Below are 14,852 nucleotides of genomic sequence, written 5' to 3'. Positions count from 1 at the left end.
CGATGCATCCTCACCTGGCCCGGCTGAGCACCGCACTGACGGCGGTCGACCCGGAGACACCCAAGATCCACGCCTGGGGTTACAAGCTCGCCGCCGTGCTGAGCGGCGGCGGACGGCTGCTCGCGTGCGGCAACGGCGGCTCGGCCGCCGAGGCGCAGCACCTGACCGCCGAGCTGGTCGGGCGCTACCGCGCCGACCGGAGGCCGTACGCCGCGATCCCGCTGCACGGCGACACCTCGTCGCTGACCGCCATCGGCAACGACTTCGGCCTGAAGGAGCTGTACGCGCGGCAGGTGCGGGCGCACGGCCGCCCCGGCGACGTGCTGATCTGCCTGTCCACCAGCGGGACGAGCGCCAACGTGACCGAGGCGGCCGAGGCCGGCCGCGAGTGCGGCCTGACCACCTGGGCGCTGACCGGCCCCGGGCCGAACCCGCTGGCCGACCTGTGCGACGAGGCCCTGACGGTGCCCGCCGACGACACCGCGACCATCCAGGAGGTGCATCTCACGGTGATCCACATGCTGTGTGACGTGATTGAGAAGGCCGTCGCGTGAGCGCACCACTCGTCATCGTCGGAGACTCCCTGCTCGACGTCGACGTCGAGGGCACGGCCGACCGGCTGTGTCCCGACGCGCCCGTCCCCGTGGTCGAGGGGCAGGCGGAGCACCACCGGCCGGGCGGCGCCGGCCTCGCGGCGCTGCTCGCCGCCCGCGACGGCACACCGGTGACGCTGGTCACCGCCGTCGGCGACGACCCCTCCGGCCGCTGCCTGGAGGACCTGCTGTCGCCCACGGTCGAGATCGTACGGCTCCCGCTGCGCGGCACGACCGTGCGCAAGACCCGGGTCCGGGCCCGGGGGCAGACGCTGGTCAGGATCGACACCGGAGACGGCCGGGCCATGGGGCGGCCGGGCCAGGTGGCCCCCAGGAGATCCACGGGAGCCTCGGCCTTCGCCCGCGCCGCGGACGCCTTCGCCTCGGCGGGCGCGGTGCTGGTGGCCGACTACGGGCGCGGCGTGGCCGACCTGCTCCGGGAGTTGCTGCGCGGCCTCGACGTGCCGGTCGTCTGGGACCCCCACCCGCGCGGGTCGCTGCCCGTGCCGGGCTGCGCGCTCGTCACGCCCAGCGAGGCGGAGGCCCGGGGCATGTGCGGCGAGCCGTACGTCTCGCCGGAGCGCACGGCCCGCAGGCTCGTGCGTGATCTCGACGCCGAGGCCGTCGCGATCACGCTCGGCGAGCGCGGCGCGATGCTGGCCCGTCGCGGCGGTAGGTTCGGGCCGGTCCCCGCCCCGCACGTCGCCGTCGGCGCGGATGCCTGCGGCGCCGGCGACCGCTTCGCCGCGGCGGCGGCCCTCGCCCTGGCGGACGGCGCGTCCACCGAGGACGCCGTCGCCCGCGCGGTCGGTGAGGCCACCAGGTTCGTGGCGGACGGCGGGGCCGCCGCCCTCCGCCTGCCGCGTCCGGCCGCCGAGGCGCCCGTGCCGTTCCCGTCCGGCGCCTCCGCCTTCGAGGTGGCCGCCGCCGTACGGGCCTCCGGAGGCCGGCTCATCGCGACCGGCGGATGTTTCGACCTGCTGCACGCCGGGCACGTGAGCCTGCTGCGGCGGGCCAGGGCGCTCGGCGACGCCCTCGTGGTCTGCGTCAACTCCGACGACTCGATCCGGCGGCTCAAGGGCCCGAGCAGGCCGCTGGTGAGCGAGCGCGACCGCGTCGAGGTGCTGCGCGCGCTGGGCTGCGTGGACGCCGTGACGGTCTTCGGCGAGGACACGCCGTCCCAGGTCATCGAGCGGCTGGGCCCGGACGTGTGGGTGAAGGGGGGCGACTACGACGAGCGGTCGATGCCCGAGGCCGAGGCCGTGCGCCGGGCCGGTGGGGAGGTCGTCATCCTGCCGACCGTGCCCGGATATTCCACCACGGGCCTGATCGCCGCCGCCCGGGCCGCATCGTGACCTCCGTCGCGGGTAGCGGTCCTTCAGTCGAAAGGGAAACCCAATGGTGGGAAACGTACTGATCACCGGCGGCGCGTCCGGCCTCGGCCGGGCCACCGCGGCGGCGGTCGCCAAGGCCGGCGGCCGGCCGCTGGTCGTCGACCTCAACGAGCCGGACGGCGGGTTCGACCACGTGCGCGCCGACCTCGCCGACCGGGAGCAGGCCGAGCGGGCCGTACGCGAGCTCGCCGAGCGGGCGGGCGGACTCGACGCCGTGGTCACGGCGGCGGGCGTCGACGCCTGCGGACGGCTGGAGGACGTGGCCGCCGACACGTGGGAGCGGGTGATCGGGGTCAACCTCCTCGGCACCGCCGCGGTGGTCCGGGCGGCCCTGCCGTTCCTCCGCGAGTCCGGGGGCAGAGTCGTCACCGTCGCCTCCACGCTCGGCGTGCGGGCGCTCAGCGACGCCACGGCCTACTGCGCCTCGAAGTTCGGCGTGGTGGGCTTCACCCGGGCCCTGGCGGCCGAGCTGGCCGGGCAGGTCGGGGTGACCCTGCTGATCCCCGGCGGCATGCACACGAACTTCTTCGACGACCGGCCCGAGCAGTACAAGCCCGGCCCCGACGCACGGCTGAACCAGCCGGAGGACGTCGCGTCGGCGATCCTGTTCGCCCTCGGCCAGCCGCGGGGCTGCGAGGTCAGGGAGCTGGTCGTGGCCGCCTCGACGGAGACGTCATGGCCCTAGAGGAACCCGGAAGACCGGTCCTGCTCGCCCTGCGCGGGCTGGGGCTCGGCGACCTGCTCGCCTCGGTGCCCGCGCTGCGGGCGCTGCGGCGGGCGCATCCCGGGCATCGCTTCGTGCTCGCCACCCCCGCCTACCTCGGCGGGCTGCTCCCGCTGATCGGCGGCGTCGACGAACTGATCGACGTGTCCGGGCCGGGACCGGTGCCGTACGCGTCGCCGGACGTCGCGGTGAACCTCCACGGCAGCGGCCCGGAGAGCATCCAGGCGCTGCGCCGCACGCGGCCGCGCCGCCTGCTCACCCACACGCACCCCGCCGTCCCCGGCTCGGACGGCCCGGAGTGGAACGCGGAGACGCACGAGCGTCAGCGGTGGTGCGCACTGCTGGAGTGGTACGGCATCGCGGCCGACCCCGACGACCTCGCGCTCGGCGACCCGGGGCCGGGGCCGCTGCCCGGCGGCGAGGTGGTCATCCATCCGGGCGCGGCGTTCCGGGCCCGGCAGTGGCCGCCGGACCGCTTCGCCCAGGTGGCCGCCGAGCTCGTCCGGACGGGCCACCGGGTCGTCGTCACGGGCGGGGTGACCGAGATCGCGCTCGCCCGGCACGTCGCGGCCCTCGCCGGGCTGCCGGAGGAGTCGGTGCTGGCCGGCCGTACGAACCTGCCCGAGCTCGCGGCGCTCACGGCGCACGCGGCGCTGGTGGTGTGCGGCGACACCGGCATGTCACACCTGGCCACCGCCGTCGGCACGCCCTCGGTCATCCTGTACGGCCCGGTCCCGCCCGCGCTGTGGGGGCCGCCGCCGGGCCGCCCGCACATCGCGCTGTGGGCGGGACGCCGGGGAGACCCGCACGGCGACACGCCGTCGGAAGGCCTGCTGGAGATCGGAGTGGCCGAGGTGCTGGACGCGGTCAGAAGGTTGCGAGGAGTGGAGGTGCGGTGAAGGGATCCCGTGTCGTGGTCACCGGAGGAGCCGGGTTCCTCGGCTCCTACCTGTGCGAACGCCTGATCGAGAAGGGTGCGGCGGTCGTCTGCCTGGACAACTTCCTCACCGGGTCCCCGCGCAACGTCGAGCACCTGATCGGCCGCCCGGCGTTCCGGCTGGTGGAGTGCGACCTCACCGGGTTCGTCCACGTGCCCGGCCAGGTGGACCTGGTGCTCCACTTCGCGTCGGCGGCGTCGCCCGCCGACTACCTGCGTCATCCGATCGAGACGCTGAAGGTCGGCAGCATGGGCACGCTGCACGCGCTCGGGCTCGCCGCCGAGAAGAGCGCCCGGCTGGTCCTCGCGTCCACCAGCGAGGTGTACGGCGACCCGCTGGAGCACCCGCAGAAGGAGACGTACTGGGGCAACGTCAACCCGGTCGGGCCGCGCAGCGTGTACGACGAGGCCAAACGCTTCGCCGAGGCGCTGACCACGGCCTACCACGACTCGCGGGGCGTCGACACCGCCATCGCGCGGATCTTCAACACCTACGGCCCCCGGATGCGGCCGCACGACGGCCGGGCGATTCCCACCTTCATCCGGCAGGCGCTGCTGGGCGAGCCGATCACCGTGACCGGCGACGGCAGCCAGACGAGGTCGATCTGCTACGTGGACGACACGGTCGACGGCGTGCTCGCGCTCGCCGCGAGCGACTTCGCCGGGCCGGTGAACATCGGCAACCCGGCGGAGATGTCGATGTCGGACCTGGCGGAGACGATCCGGGACCTCGCGGGCTCCTCCTCGCCGGTCCGGTTCATCGACCGGCCGGTGGACGACCCGGCCGTACGCCGCCCCGACACCTCGCTCGCCGAGGAGCGGCTCGGGTGGCGTCCCCGCGTCGACCCCGTCACCGGCCTGCGCCGCACCATCGACTGGTTCGAGAAGGAGCTGAACTCCCCGTACTCCGTCGCCTCCTGATCGCCGTCGTCCCGGGCCCCCGCCCCAGCGGGGGCCTCAGTCCAGGCCCGTTCCCTCCCGCCACGCGTCGTCCGCCGCCCGGTGGCGGTGATCACGGGGGGACATGCCGAAGGCGGCGCGGAAGTTGCGGCTGAAGGTCGCGGCGTCGCTGAAACCCCAGCGGGCGGCGATGGTCTGGATGGGCCGTGCTCGCAGCAGGGGGTCGGCGAGATCGCGGTGGCACCCCTCAAGGCGGCGCCGGCGAATCCAGCCCGCCACGCTCACCCCCTGCTCCTGGAAGATCTTGTACAGGTGCCGTACGGAGATCCCGTGCGCCGCGGCGATCATCTCCGCGTTCAGGTCCGGATCGCCGAGCCGCTGCCGGATGAAATGGTGGATCAGCGACAGCAGAGCCTGGTGCCGCGACTCGGGCGCCAGCGCGCGGGTGGCCTCGCACCGGTGCGCGCAGGCCGCCGCGACCAGGTCGAGGGTGACGGCGCCCAGCGCCTCCGCGTCCTGGCGGGTGAGGTCGCCGGCGTTCTCCGTCAGCTGCCTCAGGTGCGCGGCCAGGACACCGGTGATCCCGGCCCGCGCGGGAAACGGAGCCGCGACGAGCCGCCCGATCATGTCGGACCGAAGGCCCAGCGAGGATCTCGGGAACTGGACGATCAGAGATTCCGCCGGCCCACGGCCGGCCCCTCGCCATCCCTGCCACGGCTGGGACGAGTCGATGAGAAGAAGGTGATTCACCGCGAAGCGCGCCTCCCGGCCCGCCTGCGTCATCGCACCGTCGCCGGCGAGAACGAGGTGGAGCTGGAAGACCTCCGGATCCGCCTGCCGGATGAGCTTCGCGGGCCGGCTCACCTGCAGCCTGCTGTGGCTCATCGCCGACAACGTGACCGCGCCGAAGTCGAAAAGCCGCGCCGACGCGTTGAAGTCGGCGGGGCTGTCCGAGGCCGGCCATGTGCTCACGAGTGTCTGCGACAACGTCTGATGCCAGAAAGGAAAACGGTCCCGAGCGGCCAGGTCCCTGGTGTTCCACTCCAGAACGTGCATCCGCACCCCCCGACGCGCACAATTCGGCATCAAGTTTACAGAAATCGTCAAGACGTAATTCGGCAATCTCCGGCACATCGACGTCGCATACCGAATTCCGGGTGCACCAAATTCGTTAGTGGTGCAGATCCGAGAACAAGCGCCGAAGGCCGGGACCGCCGAGGTGGAAGCGCCTGGAGTGCGATCGCGCGACCGCCGTCAGCGCGTACGGACCCGAGGGGCGCGGGCTCGCTTCGGGTTTCGGCGCGCCCGTGGGTTTGGTAAGGCTGTAGGCATGATCTTTCCCGCGAGGGCGCTCAACACCGCCGTACTCACCCTTCTGGTCGTCCCGATCACCACGGTCGCCGCCGCTCCCCAGGCGACGGCCGACGCCGGGGGCAGCTCCCACGCGGCGGCGTCGGCCCGCCGCCTCCTGGCCCAGCTGAAGGTCGCCAGGCCGCTGCCGCTCCGCGGATACAGCCATCGGCGGTTCCAGCCCCGGTGGGCGCACCACAAGGGAGCGTGCGACGCGCGGGAGGTGGTCCTCGTCCGCCAGGGGCGGGGGGTGCGCAGGGACGCGCACTGCCGCCCCGTCAGGGGCGCCTGGTACAGCCCGTACGACGGCAGGGTGCTGAAGAGCGTCAAGCAGGTCGACGTCGACCACCTGGTGCCCCTGGCGTACGCCTGGCGCTCCGGTGCCGCTCGATGGAGCCAGGCGCGTCGCCGGGCTTTCGCCAACGACCTCACCCGGCCCGAGCTGGTCGTGGTGAGCCATTCGGTGAACATGGCCAAGGGAGGCCGGGGCCCGCAGAGCTGGCGTCCGCCGCGCCGGAGCCACTGGTGCCGCTACGCCACGGCGTGGATCGCCGTCAAGCACCACCACCGGCTCTCCGTGACCGGGAAGGAGAGGACGGCCCTACTCAACATGCTCCGCACCTGCCGGCGCTGACCCCCCTCCCGCCGCTCCCGGACCGCCTTCACGGCCGGGAGACGGCGTCGGCGGCGGTGCGCACGATGGCGGACAGCGTGTCGCCGTGGGCGCCGTGCCAGTAGACGCGGCCGCAGGCGAGGCAGCGGGCGAACGCGTCGTAGCTGCGCCGGGTGCCGGGCTCCAGCGCGTCCTCCACCTCTGCCTTGCCGACCGGCGCGAGCGTTCCGTTGCAGGCGGTGCAGCGGGTCCACGGCGCCAGCGGCGGCCGGAACCGGTCGAGCACGTCGAGGAACTGGTCGTCCGGCCGGGCGCCGCGCACGTACGCGCCGTGCCGCAGCGACCGGCGGCGCAGGATGCCGCGGTCCTGCGTGAGCAGCACCCGTTCCTCGGCGCCCGCCTGCTCGATGAGGGCGTCGTCGTCCATGTCGTTGTGGTAGGCGGTGTCCAGGCCGACCAGGCGGAGACGGCGGGCCAGCGTGCCGAGATGGACGTCGAGGAGGAACCGGATCTCCGGGATCACCTGCGGCCTGCGTACCGGCCGGACGTCCACGACCTCACCCGGGCGGGGCCGGTACGACGGGCCGACTGGGCGCTCCGCCGCGGTCAGCCCGCCGACCTCGGTCAGCGGCACCCCGGCCGACTCGATCACGTGCCCGAGCGAGGAGGTCCCGTCGTAGGGCAGGCACACCTCGGGCCGCCGGTTGCGCGGCGCGAGGAAGAGCCACAGATCAGGCGAGAAGCGTACGGACAGGTCCATGCTCCCAGCATGCCCCTCAGCATGCGGGCCGCCGGGTCGCGGACGAAGGGCCCCGCTGCCGTCCGCCGGGGGGAGGGCGGCAGCGGGGCCGTACAGAGGGTGGGCAGGGGCTCAGGCGGCGACGGTCGTCCGGCCGCGGACCTGGAGGACGGTCAGCAGGCCGACGACGACGGTGACGGCGCCGGTGATCCAGGCGGTCCACGCCGAGGCGGCGTCGCCGTCGAAACCGAACGCCCAGGGCGAGACGAACAGCAGGGCGCCGAACGCCGCGGTCACCCAGGAGCTCGCGCCGCCCGCGCCCAGGATGGACCACAGGGCGGAGACGACGAGGAGCGCGCCGAGGACGAGCAGGGGTTGCGTCGCGGCCTGGGCGTCGGCCCAGAAGAACGGCGCGACCACCGCGACCAGTCCGGCGAGGAGGGCGACGACGTCGGACAACGATCTCGTGAGATCCATCCGTGCCTCCGTACGGGAGAGATTGGCTGTGCTCCGACACTCCGTCTGATTGACCGCCCGGTCAACAACCCGTTACGTCAGGATTTCCTAACCCTGAGTGACAACGCACTGAACGCGCGGGTCGCGGACTCCGCGCCGAAAACTCCCCCTGTACGGCGACGGCCGCCGGCCCGGGGAGTCCCGGGCCTGCGGCCACCTTCACGTACCGGTCAGCGCCTGCCCCTGACCTTGACGGTCTCCTTGTTGTAGTTGTCGCCGGCGCCGTCCGGCTTGTAGTTCTTCTCGACGTTGCCGGCGATGTCGACGGCGAACCAGTGGACCTCCGTGGTCTGGTTCACCGTGATCCTCTGCGCGCCCTCGCGAATGCCGGCCGCGGCCAGCTTGGGCGAGTTCGGCGTCGGGCGGCCGCCGTCGAGCGTGTAGTAGACGTTCGCCGGCTCGTCGGTCGTGAACGTGAACGTCACCGAGGTGTCGTCCTTCGCGAGCTCCTTGAGCCGGGAGTCCGGCCGGTGGTGGTCCTCCCCGTACTCCCGCGCCACCTCCAGGATGGCGATCTGGCCGCCCGCGAACTCCATCGCCTCCTCGTGGCCCTCCTCGAACGGCGGCTGGAAGCCGACCGCGCGGTACTGCTTGGTGGCCTGGTCGTAGACGTCCGCGCCGACCTCGAAGTCCCAGCCGATGATGCCGCGGTTGTACCAGTGCTCGTCGGCGCTGTTGCCCGCCGCCGAGTAGAGCACGTCGACCACCGGGCCGGTGCGCCCCGGCCAGATCGCCGTTCCGCGCCAGTCCTGCACGGCCGACAGGATGTGACCGGACGCGTTCCAGAAGAAGCTCTCGGTGCCGAAGTCGGCCCGCGGCAGCGTCTCACGCCCGGCGGTCTTGTACGCCCCCGGAGGCCACATGAAGTAACCGCCGTAGGAGTGGGTGTTCATGGCGAACCTGATGTTCGGGAACGTGTCGACGAGCCACACCTGGTTGCGCGTCTCGGGCTCCGAGAGCTCCGACGGCCCGCCGAACGTGTCGCTGGTGCAGGTCGTGGAGGCGCCGTTGAACCCGTCGAACACCGAGCCGACGGTGAAGTTGCGGTTGAGGTCGACACCCCAGGAGTTGCGGCGCCCCGGGTCTCCGTTGGCGACCGGGCAGTGGTCGGTCATGTTGCGCCGCTGCATGTTGAAGTCGTACATCGAGTAGTGGCCGCCGTCGGGGTTGGCCGTCGGCATCACGAAGATGTCTAGGTCGTCGACGAGCCTGCGGGTGGCCGGGTCCTCTTTGTAGTTGCGCAGCAGCCGCTCGGCGGTCTCCACGCAGGTCACGGGGGTCACCCACTCGCGGGCGTGCTCCTGGCAGTAGAGGAAGACCCCGACCTTCGAGCCGTCCCGGTGCCTGCCGATCCGCAGGGCCTTCATCTGGAACGGCCGGCGCGAGACCGTCGCCGGAGCCAGCAGGCCGTCGGTCAGCCGGGTCGCGGGGGCCTCCGCCACCAGGCCGTTCCCGGCGTTGCCCCGGTAGGTGGCGGCGGTGAGCAGCGCGGAGGCGGTGGCGTCGCCGTTGAGGGCGGCCACCACCTGCGCGGCCGTGCTGCCGATCGCCCCGGAGGCGTCGGTGGCGAGGGTGACCGCCACGTTCCCGCCGGTGACCGCGACCGACAGCGGGGTTCCGGTGGTGGCCGGCCTCACCAGCGCGACGCTCACGTCGTTGCCGCCCTCGCTCCCGTACGCCTTGGAACTCACGTAGAAGGTGCTCGCGGCGGCGGCGCCGGTCCCGGTGCCGAACTGCGCCTGGGCCGCCCGCCGGTAGCCGTTCGTCCGGTACGGCAGGTCGACGATCTCCGCGATCTTCGGGAACTGCTCGGCGAGCCCCGTGATGCGGCCGGTGACCTCGGTCGGGTCCATGTAGTGGTCGACGAAGTCCGACACGTAGTGCTTGCTCGGGGGCTTGCGCCTCTCGCCGAGCCACTTCGTCACCGGCACCGTGACCGAGCCGCCCCGGCTGCTGGTCACCGTGACCTTCGTGGGGGCCTGCGCCACGGGGACGGGCGCGCTGAACCGGTGGTACATGTACTGCCCGGCGTCGGTGAAGCGGGACATGGTCGTCGTGCCGCCGGAGCCGGGGGCCGTGCCGGGCCCGCTGTCCCAGGTGGCCGTCAGCACGGTCTGCGCGTCAGTCGCGCTCGACTTCACCTCGGCCGACAGGAAGCTCTGGCCGTCCAGGCTGGTGAACCACTCGGCGCGCAGCGGGGTGAGCGTGTCGGTCTCCGCGGCGTCGGCGGCGGCGGAGGCGAGGGCCTGCCGCCGCTCGGCGAGGTTCGCGGCGTAGTCGCCCTGGTCGGATATCGCGTCGCGGACGTCGAAGCCCTGGTCGCGCAGGCCCTGCGCCTCGCCGGGGCTGAGCACGGCGTGCACCTCGACGCCGCCGTCGACCGGCTTGGTGTATTCGGCCAGGTCGACGCCCAGGGAGACCAGCCTGTCCACCGCCGCCTGGTCGGCGACGACGACCCGCATCAGCGCGACGCCGTCCTGCGCGGTGCCGGACACCCGGTCGGGCGGCACCGGCTGGGGTGAGGGATCGGCGAGCACCGGGAGGGCGTTCAGGGTGAGCGCCAGGGGGAGCGCGAGCACGGCCGCGTAACGCCGCGTGCGGCGGGGGGAGCTCCTCATCGGGTTTTCCTCCATCTGGCGTGCCCCTCCAGGCAGGGGGGTCGGCCGGACCGGGGCACGCAGGTCGAAGGAAGTCTTCGTCGGTGTAGGAACTTCGTCAAGGAGCTCCAACTCTCCGATTTCGGGATTTTTCCGTAATGGGACGCATTAGTGCCAAATTAAGGGTTGTGGCACGCGCGCCTCATTGGTAACGGCCGTGCCGATAGCCGGAACTCTATTCGCAACCGCTGGTCTGGGGTTACCTCATGTGCTAGTCATGTTACCTAAAGTAATCGTCAAACTGCTGGAGGTGTCATGCTCGCGGGCGTACTCGCAGCCGTGGCGGCCGTCGGCCTGGTGGCCCTGTCCGTCATCCTTTTCCGCACACTGGGCCGGGGCACCGACGACCGCGATCCGGGCGGCACCTCCGCCGGCCACGCCGGGTCGATGCTCTCCTCGCTGTTCCTGCTCGTGTTCGCCATCGCGATCGTCGTGCCGTGGACCTCGGCCGACGCGGCGCGGCAGAACACCTATCTGGAGACGCAGGCCCTCGTCGAGACCTACTGGGCCGCCGCGCCCCTGCCCGTCCCCGACGCCGCTCAGTTACGCGAAGGGCTGCGGGAGTACGCGCGATACGTCGTCGACGACGAGTGGCCGCTGATGGCCGCCGGGCGGCTCGGCCCGGAGGGGACGGACCGGCTGGAGTCCCTGCGCGCCTACGTGGCGGGACTGCCGGTGACGACGGACGAGGCCCGCGACGCGAAGAGCGCGGTGCTGGACCGGATGGCGGACCTGTTCGCCGCCCGGCGGCAGCGCGCGGCGGACGCGGGGACGGCGCCGCCGCCGGGAGTCCTCCTGCTGACGGTCGTCACGGGCGTCCTCGTCGTCGTCTTCCCGTTCCTGGCCGGGGCGAGACCCCGGGGCTTCGCGCTCATCCCGGTCACGGCCATGGCGATCCTGCTCGGCGTGGGCGTCTACCTGGCCTGGAACATCGCCCATCCCTTCAGCGGGGGCCTGGCGGTCAAGCCGGACGCCTTCGTGAGCGCCCTGCACGAGTTCCAGCGGATCCCCGAGGGCCGCTGACATGGGCCGGACGGCGGGCCTGCGCATGGCCGTCGCGGCCGTCTCCGCCTGCGCCGCGCTGTCAGCCGCGTTCCCCGGGCAGGCGCGGGCCGAGCGCCACACGCTCGCCGCGCCCGAGGCGGCGGCAGCGGGGCGGCCGGAGACCGGAGGGGCGGTGCGGGCGGCGGAAATCACGGCGACGGCCGTCGGCCCCGGAATCGCGTCCGGAGTCGTGGGCGGCGTGGCGGGTGCGTCCCGCACGGCTGCCGACCCGCACCGGCCGGGGGCGCGGATCGGCCTCTGCGTCGACGTGGACGTGATCGTCGGCCTGCACGTGGAGGTGGGCGTCGGAGGCCCGGCCCGCTGCACGCCGCCGACACCCGTGCCACCGCCTCCGCCTGCCCCGCAACCCACGCCTCCCAGCCCGCAACCTCCGCCACCGGCGTCGCCACCGCCACCGGCGTCGCGGGCGCCCGCGAAGCCCAGGCCGGCCCCGCCGAAGGCGCCGCGCCCCTCCCCGCGTCCGGCCGTGCCCCGGCCGCCGGTCGTCGTGGCGCCGTCACCCCGTCCTCATGCGACTCGTCCCCATGCGACCCCGCGGCCCGTGGCCACGCCGTCGGCGTCCCCCGTCCACCGGGTGCCGGCCAGGCACGCCGCGACGCCCGTACGGCGCCGCGACCCTCTGGGGTCGCTCACGGTCGTCGTGGTCCTGTGCGTGGCGATCGCCGCCGCCGCGGCCGCCGCGTTCCGGGTGCGGTAGCCGTACGCCGTCAGCGCCGGGCCGCGCCGGGAGAGGGATCGGCGAGCGCGGCGCCGAACACCCACGACGAGGTCTGGGCGATGAAGTCCCCGGGGAAACCGAGCGTGAACCCGGTGGCCTGTTCCAGCCGCTCGCGGATCTCGGGAGGGAGGGCGAGACCGGCGGAGGCGAGATTGTCCCGGAGCTGGTCGGCGGAACGCGCCCCGACGATCGGATGGACGGCGGGGGAGCGGCTCATCGTCCACGCGATCGCCACCTGGGACGGGGTCGCCCTGAGTTCGCCGGCGGCATCCCTAACGGCCTGGGCCACGGCGTGGTCGCGGTCCGAAAGGGACTGTGCGGCCAGCCGTCCGGCGGGCGCGGGCCCGTCCGCACCGGTGTACTTGCCGGACAGCACGCCGCCCCCGAGCGGGCTCCACGCCGTGACGCCGAGCCCGAGAGACTCGGCCATGGGCAGCAGCTCCCTCTCGATGTCGCGCTGCAGCAGGCTGTACGGCACCTGCAGGCCGATGAAGGGACTCCACCCGCGCCACTCGGCGAGGGTGTTGGCACGGGCCACGACCCAGGCGGGGGCGTCGGAGATCCCCACGTACAGCACCTTGCCGGCCTGGACGGCGTCGTCCAGGGCGCGCATCGTCTCCTCGATCGGGGTGTCGCGGTCCCACATGTGCACCCAGTAGAGATCGAGGTAGTCCGTACGCAACCGGCGCAGGCTGGTCTCCAGCGAGGCCCTCAGGTTCTTGCGGTGGTTCCCCGCGGCGTTCGGGTCGGCGCGGTCCCGCGAGACGGTGTACTTCGTGCCGAGGACGAACGACTCGCGTCGGCCTTCGAGCAGTTCGCCGAGGATCTCCTCGCTGGCCCCGTCGCGGTAGTTGACGGCGGTGTCGATCGTGTTGCCGCCCGCCTCGGCGTACAGGTCGAGCATCCGGCGGCACTCCTGCGGCGGCGCGCCGACCCCGCCCTGCTCGCCGAAGGTCATCGCGCCGAGGATCAGATCGGACACGCGCAGGCCGCTCGCGCCCAGGGTTCGGTATCTCATGCCGTGGCCGATCCCCGGACGTCCTGGTCCAGTGCCCAGCGGTGCCCGCACGGATCGAGCGGCTGACCGGATAACTGTGTCATGGGCAAGACTATACATGTTGTATGGACAAAGTGTCTGCCCTCGATGGCCGCTCACGGCGTGCCGACGCCACTGGCCGTCCGGTCGCTCGGGGTCCCGTGGTCCTGCACCGGCTTCGCGGCCGCTTCGTGGCTCGCCGGCCTGTCGGCCGGGAGCGCGACGGCGGGGACGACCGCGGCGGCGGTGATGCCGATCGCCCACCAGAACGCGCCCTGGAAGGCGCCGGTGGCGCCGTGGCCGAGGAGCGACTGCAGCGCGACGGCCACGATCGCGGTGCCGAACGAGGCGCCCACCTGCTGGACGATGCGGGTGTTCATGGTGGCGTGCGGGATGCCCGCCGGTCGGATGTCCCGGTAGGCGACGGACATCGGCGGGATCAGCACCGCCCCGATCCCCAGACCGCGAACCAGCAGCACGGCTCCCAGCCACCACGGGCTCGTGTCCGGCCCGGCGAGCGCGAACGGGACGGTGGCGACGGCGGCGAGCAGGAAGGCGGCGATCGTCACGGCGCGCGCCCCGAACCGGCCGACCAGCCTGCCGATCACGAAGCGCGAGACGAGCGCCCCGGCACCCTGCGGGATCATCAGCAGTCCGGCGTCCAGCACGCTGTCACCGCGTAGCTGCTGGTAGTAGAGCGGGAGCAGGAACATTCCGGCGTACATCGCCGCGCCCGCGGCGAACAGGGCCGTGGAGGCGCTGCCGAGCGAGCGTACGCGCAGCAGCCGTACGTCGACGATCGGCTCCCGCTCACCGGGCCGCGACGCCCAGGCGACGAACGCGGCCAGCAGGACGAGCCCGGCCGGCAGCGGCACCAGCACTCCGGCGTGGGCGATCCCGCCGTTCTCGGACAGTTGTGAGAGGCCGAGCAGGATTCCCGCCAGCGCCGGCGCGAGCAGCACCAGGCCGATCCAGTCCAGGCGCCCGCGCTCATCCGAGGGGCCGGGGCGGCCGGCGGGCAGGAAGCGCCACGCCAGCAGCAGCCCGGCGGAGATCACGGGGACGTTGACGAGGAACAGCCAGCGCCAGCTCAGCCAGTTGAGGATCACGCCGCCGATCACCGGGCCGAGGATCGGGCCGAGCGCGACCGGCAGGCTGACGGCCGCCATCAGCCGGCTGCTGACCCGCCCGCCCGCGGCTCTCACCGCGAGCGTCTGCATCAACGGGAAGATCAGCCCGGCGGCGAAGCCCTGCAGCACCCGGAAGCCGATCAGGGCGGCGTCGTTCCACGCCACCGCGCACAGCACCGAGGCGAGCGCGAACAGCACCAGCGCGGCCATCCAGACCCGCCTGCCGCCCCAGCGGCGCTCCGCCCACCCGGTGACCGGGATCGCGACGGCCATCGCCAGCAGGAAGCCGGTGGTGACCCACTGGATCGTGCCGGTGGTCGAGTGCAGCTTCACGACCAGCGTGTGGATCGCCAGCGTCACCATCGTCGAGTCGAGGATCGCCGCGATCCCGCCCACGACCAGCGCGATCAGCGCGTTCTTCACCTGTGGCGACAGCTTCGCCTCGGTGGTCTCCGTCATCGTCTCGCCCCTGAGATAAGA

14 protein-coding genes are annotated in these 14,852 nt (G+C 73.1%); 8 read left to right on the top strand and 6 right to left on the bottom strand.

Annotated elements, in window-relative coordinates; translation table 11 throughout:
- Positions 1 to 2 precede the first annotated feature (2 nt).
- The 5 genes from HHX33_RS06750 to HHX33_RS06730 are packed head-to-tail and all read left to right on the top strand — an operon-like array spanning position 3 to position 4,569.
- Positions 3 to 554, top strand: coding sequence for a D-sedoheptulose-7-phosphate isomerase (locus HHX33_RS06750; protein WP_182873835.1), 552 nt, complete (start codon positions 3 to 5; stop codon positions 552 to 554).
- Complete coding sequence (rfaE2, locus tag HHX33_RS06745) at positions 551 to 1,948, top strand: D-glycero-beta-D-manno-heptose 1-phosphate adenylyltransferase (protein ID WP_182873834.1); 1,398 nt, start codon at positions 551 to 553, stop codon at positions 1,946 to 1,948. The genes HHX33_RS06750 and rfaE2 overlap by 4 nt, the downstream gene beginning before the upstream one ends.
- 43 nt (positions 1,949 to 1,991) lie before the next feature.
- On the top strand, positions 1,992 to 2,672 hold the full coding sequence (locus tag HHX33_RS06740; protein WP_182873833.1) for an SDR family oxidoreductase: 681 nt from the start codon (positions 1,992 to 1,994) through the stop codon (positions 2,670 to 2,672).
- Positions 2,663 to 3,610 carry a glycosyltransferase family 9 protein gene (locus HHX33_RS06735; protein WP_182873832.1) on the top strand — a complete coding sequence of 316 codons (948 nt, stop codon included), beginning with the start codon at positions 2,663 to 2,665 and terminating at the stop codon, positions 3,608 to 3,610. Before HHX33_RS06740 ends, HHX33_RS06735 begins: the two co-directional genes overlap by 10 nt.
- Positions 3,607 to 4,569, top strand: coding sequence for a UDP-glucuronic acid decarboxylase family protein (locus HHX33_RS06730; RefSeq protein WP_182873831.1), 963 nt, complete (start codon positions 3,607 to 3,609; stop codon positions 4,567 to 4,569). The genes HHX33_RS06735 and HHX33_RS06730 overlap by 4 nt, the downstream gene beginning before the upstream one ends.
- A gap of 36 nt (positions 4,570 to 4,605) precedes the next feature.
- Here HHX33_RS06730 and HHX33_RS06725 read toward each other — a convergent pair whose 3' ends face one another.
- Entirely contained in the window at positions 4,606 to 5,604 is a 999-nt protein-coding gene (locus HHX33_RS06725; protein ID WP_259402220.1) for a helix-turn-helix domain-containing protein, read from the bottom strand.
- 274 nt (positions 5,605 to 5,878) lie between these two features.
- Here HHX33_RS06725 and HHX33_RS06720 point away from each other — a divergent pair, with 274 nt between their 5' ends.
- Entirely contained in the window at positions 5,879 to 6,532 is a 654-nt protein-coding gene (locus HHX33_RS06720; RefSeq protein ID WP_182873829.1) for an HNH endonuclease family protein, read from the top strand.
- A gap of 28 nt (positions 6,533 to 6,560) precedes the next feature.
- Here the strand turns inward: HHX33_RS06720 and HHX33_RS06715 are convergent, their stop codons facing one another.
- The 3 genes from HHX33_RS06715 to HHX33_RS06705 all read right to left on the bottom strand — a co-directional run bounded on the left by HHX33_RS06715 (position 6,561) and on the right by HHX33_RS06705 (position 10,384).
- A complete protein-coding gene (locus HHX33_RS06715; protein WP_182873828.1) occupies positions 6,561 to 7,271 on the bottom strand; it encodes a Mut7-C RNAse domain-containing protein in 711 nt (236 codons plus the stop codon).
- A gap of 111 nt (positions 7,272 to 7,382) precedes the next feature.
- Positions 7,383 to 7,727 (bottom strand): SPW repeat domain-containing protein, encoded by a 345-nt coding sequence (locus HHX33_RS06710; RefSeq protein ID WP_111697282.1) that lies wholly within the window; start codon positions 7,725 to 7,727, stop codon positions 7,383 to 7,385.
- Positions 7,728 to 7,936: 209 nt separating this feature from the next.
- Positions 7,937 to 10,384, bottom strand: a complete 2,448-nt coding sequence (locus tag HHX33_RS06705) for a M14 family zinc carboxypeptidase (RefSeq protein WP_182873827.1) — start codon at positions 10,382 to 10,384, stop codon at positions 7,937 to 7,939.
- 294 nt (positions 10,385 to 10,678) lie between these two features.
- On the opposite strand from HHX33_RS06705, the gene HHX33_RS06700 reads away from it, so the two are divergent.
- Positions 10,679 to 11,446, top strand: a complete 768-nt coding sequence (locus tag HHX33_RS06700) for a DUF4239 domain-containing protein (protein ID WP_182873826.1) — start codon at positions 10,679 to 10,681, stop codon at positions 11,444 to 11,446.
- Between the two features lies 1 nt (position 11,447).
- Positions 11,448 to 12,185: a hypothetical protein gene (locus tag HHX33_RS06695; protein ID WP_182873825.1), complete on the top strand. Its 738-nt coding sequence runs from the start codon at positions 11,448 to 11,450 to the stop codon at positions 12,183 to 12,185.
- Between the two features lie 10 nt (positions 12,186 to 12,195).
- Here HHX33_RS06695 and HHX33_RS06690 read toward each other — a convergent pair whose 3' ends face one another.
- Positions 12,196 to 13,224 carry an aldo/keto reductase gene (locus HHX33_RS06690; protein WP_182873824.1) on the bottom strand — a complete coding sequence of 343 codons (1,029 nt, stop codon included), beginning with the start codon at positions 13,222 to 13,224 and terminating at the stop codon, positions 12,196 to 12,198.
- A 134-nt stretch (positions 13,225 to 13,358) separates the two neighbouring features.
- Positions 13,359 to 14,831 carry an MDR family MFS transporter gene (locus tag HHX33_RS06685; protein WP_182873823.1) on the bottom strand — a complete coding sequence of 491 codons (1,473 nt, stop codon included), beginning with the start codon at positions 14,829 to 14,831 and terminating at the stop codon, positions 13,359 to 13,361.
- Positions 14,832 to 14,852 lie beyond the last annotated feature (21 nt).

It is taken from the genome of Microbispora sp. H10670 (genome assembly GCF_014161385.1).
GTDB classification, from domain to species: domain Bacteria; phylum Actinomycetota; class Actinomycetes; order Streptosporangiales; family Streptosporangiaceae; genus Microbispora; species Microbispora triticiradicis.
Note: the sequence above shows the minus strand (reverse complement) of the source record. Positions and strands in the feature narration are given on the sequence as shown.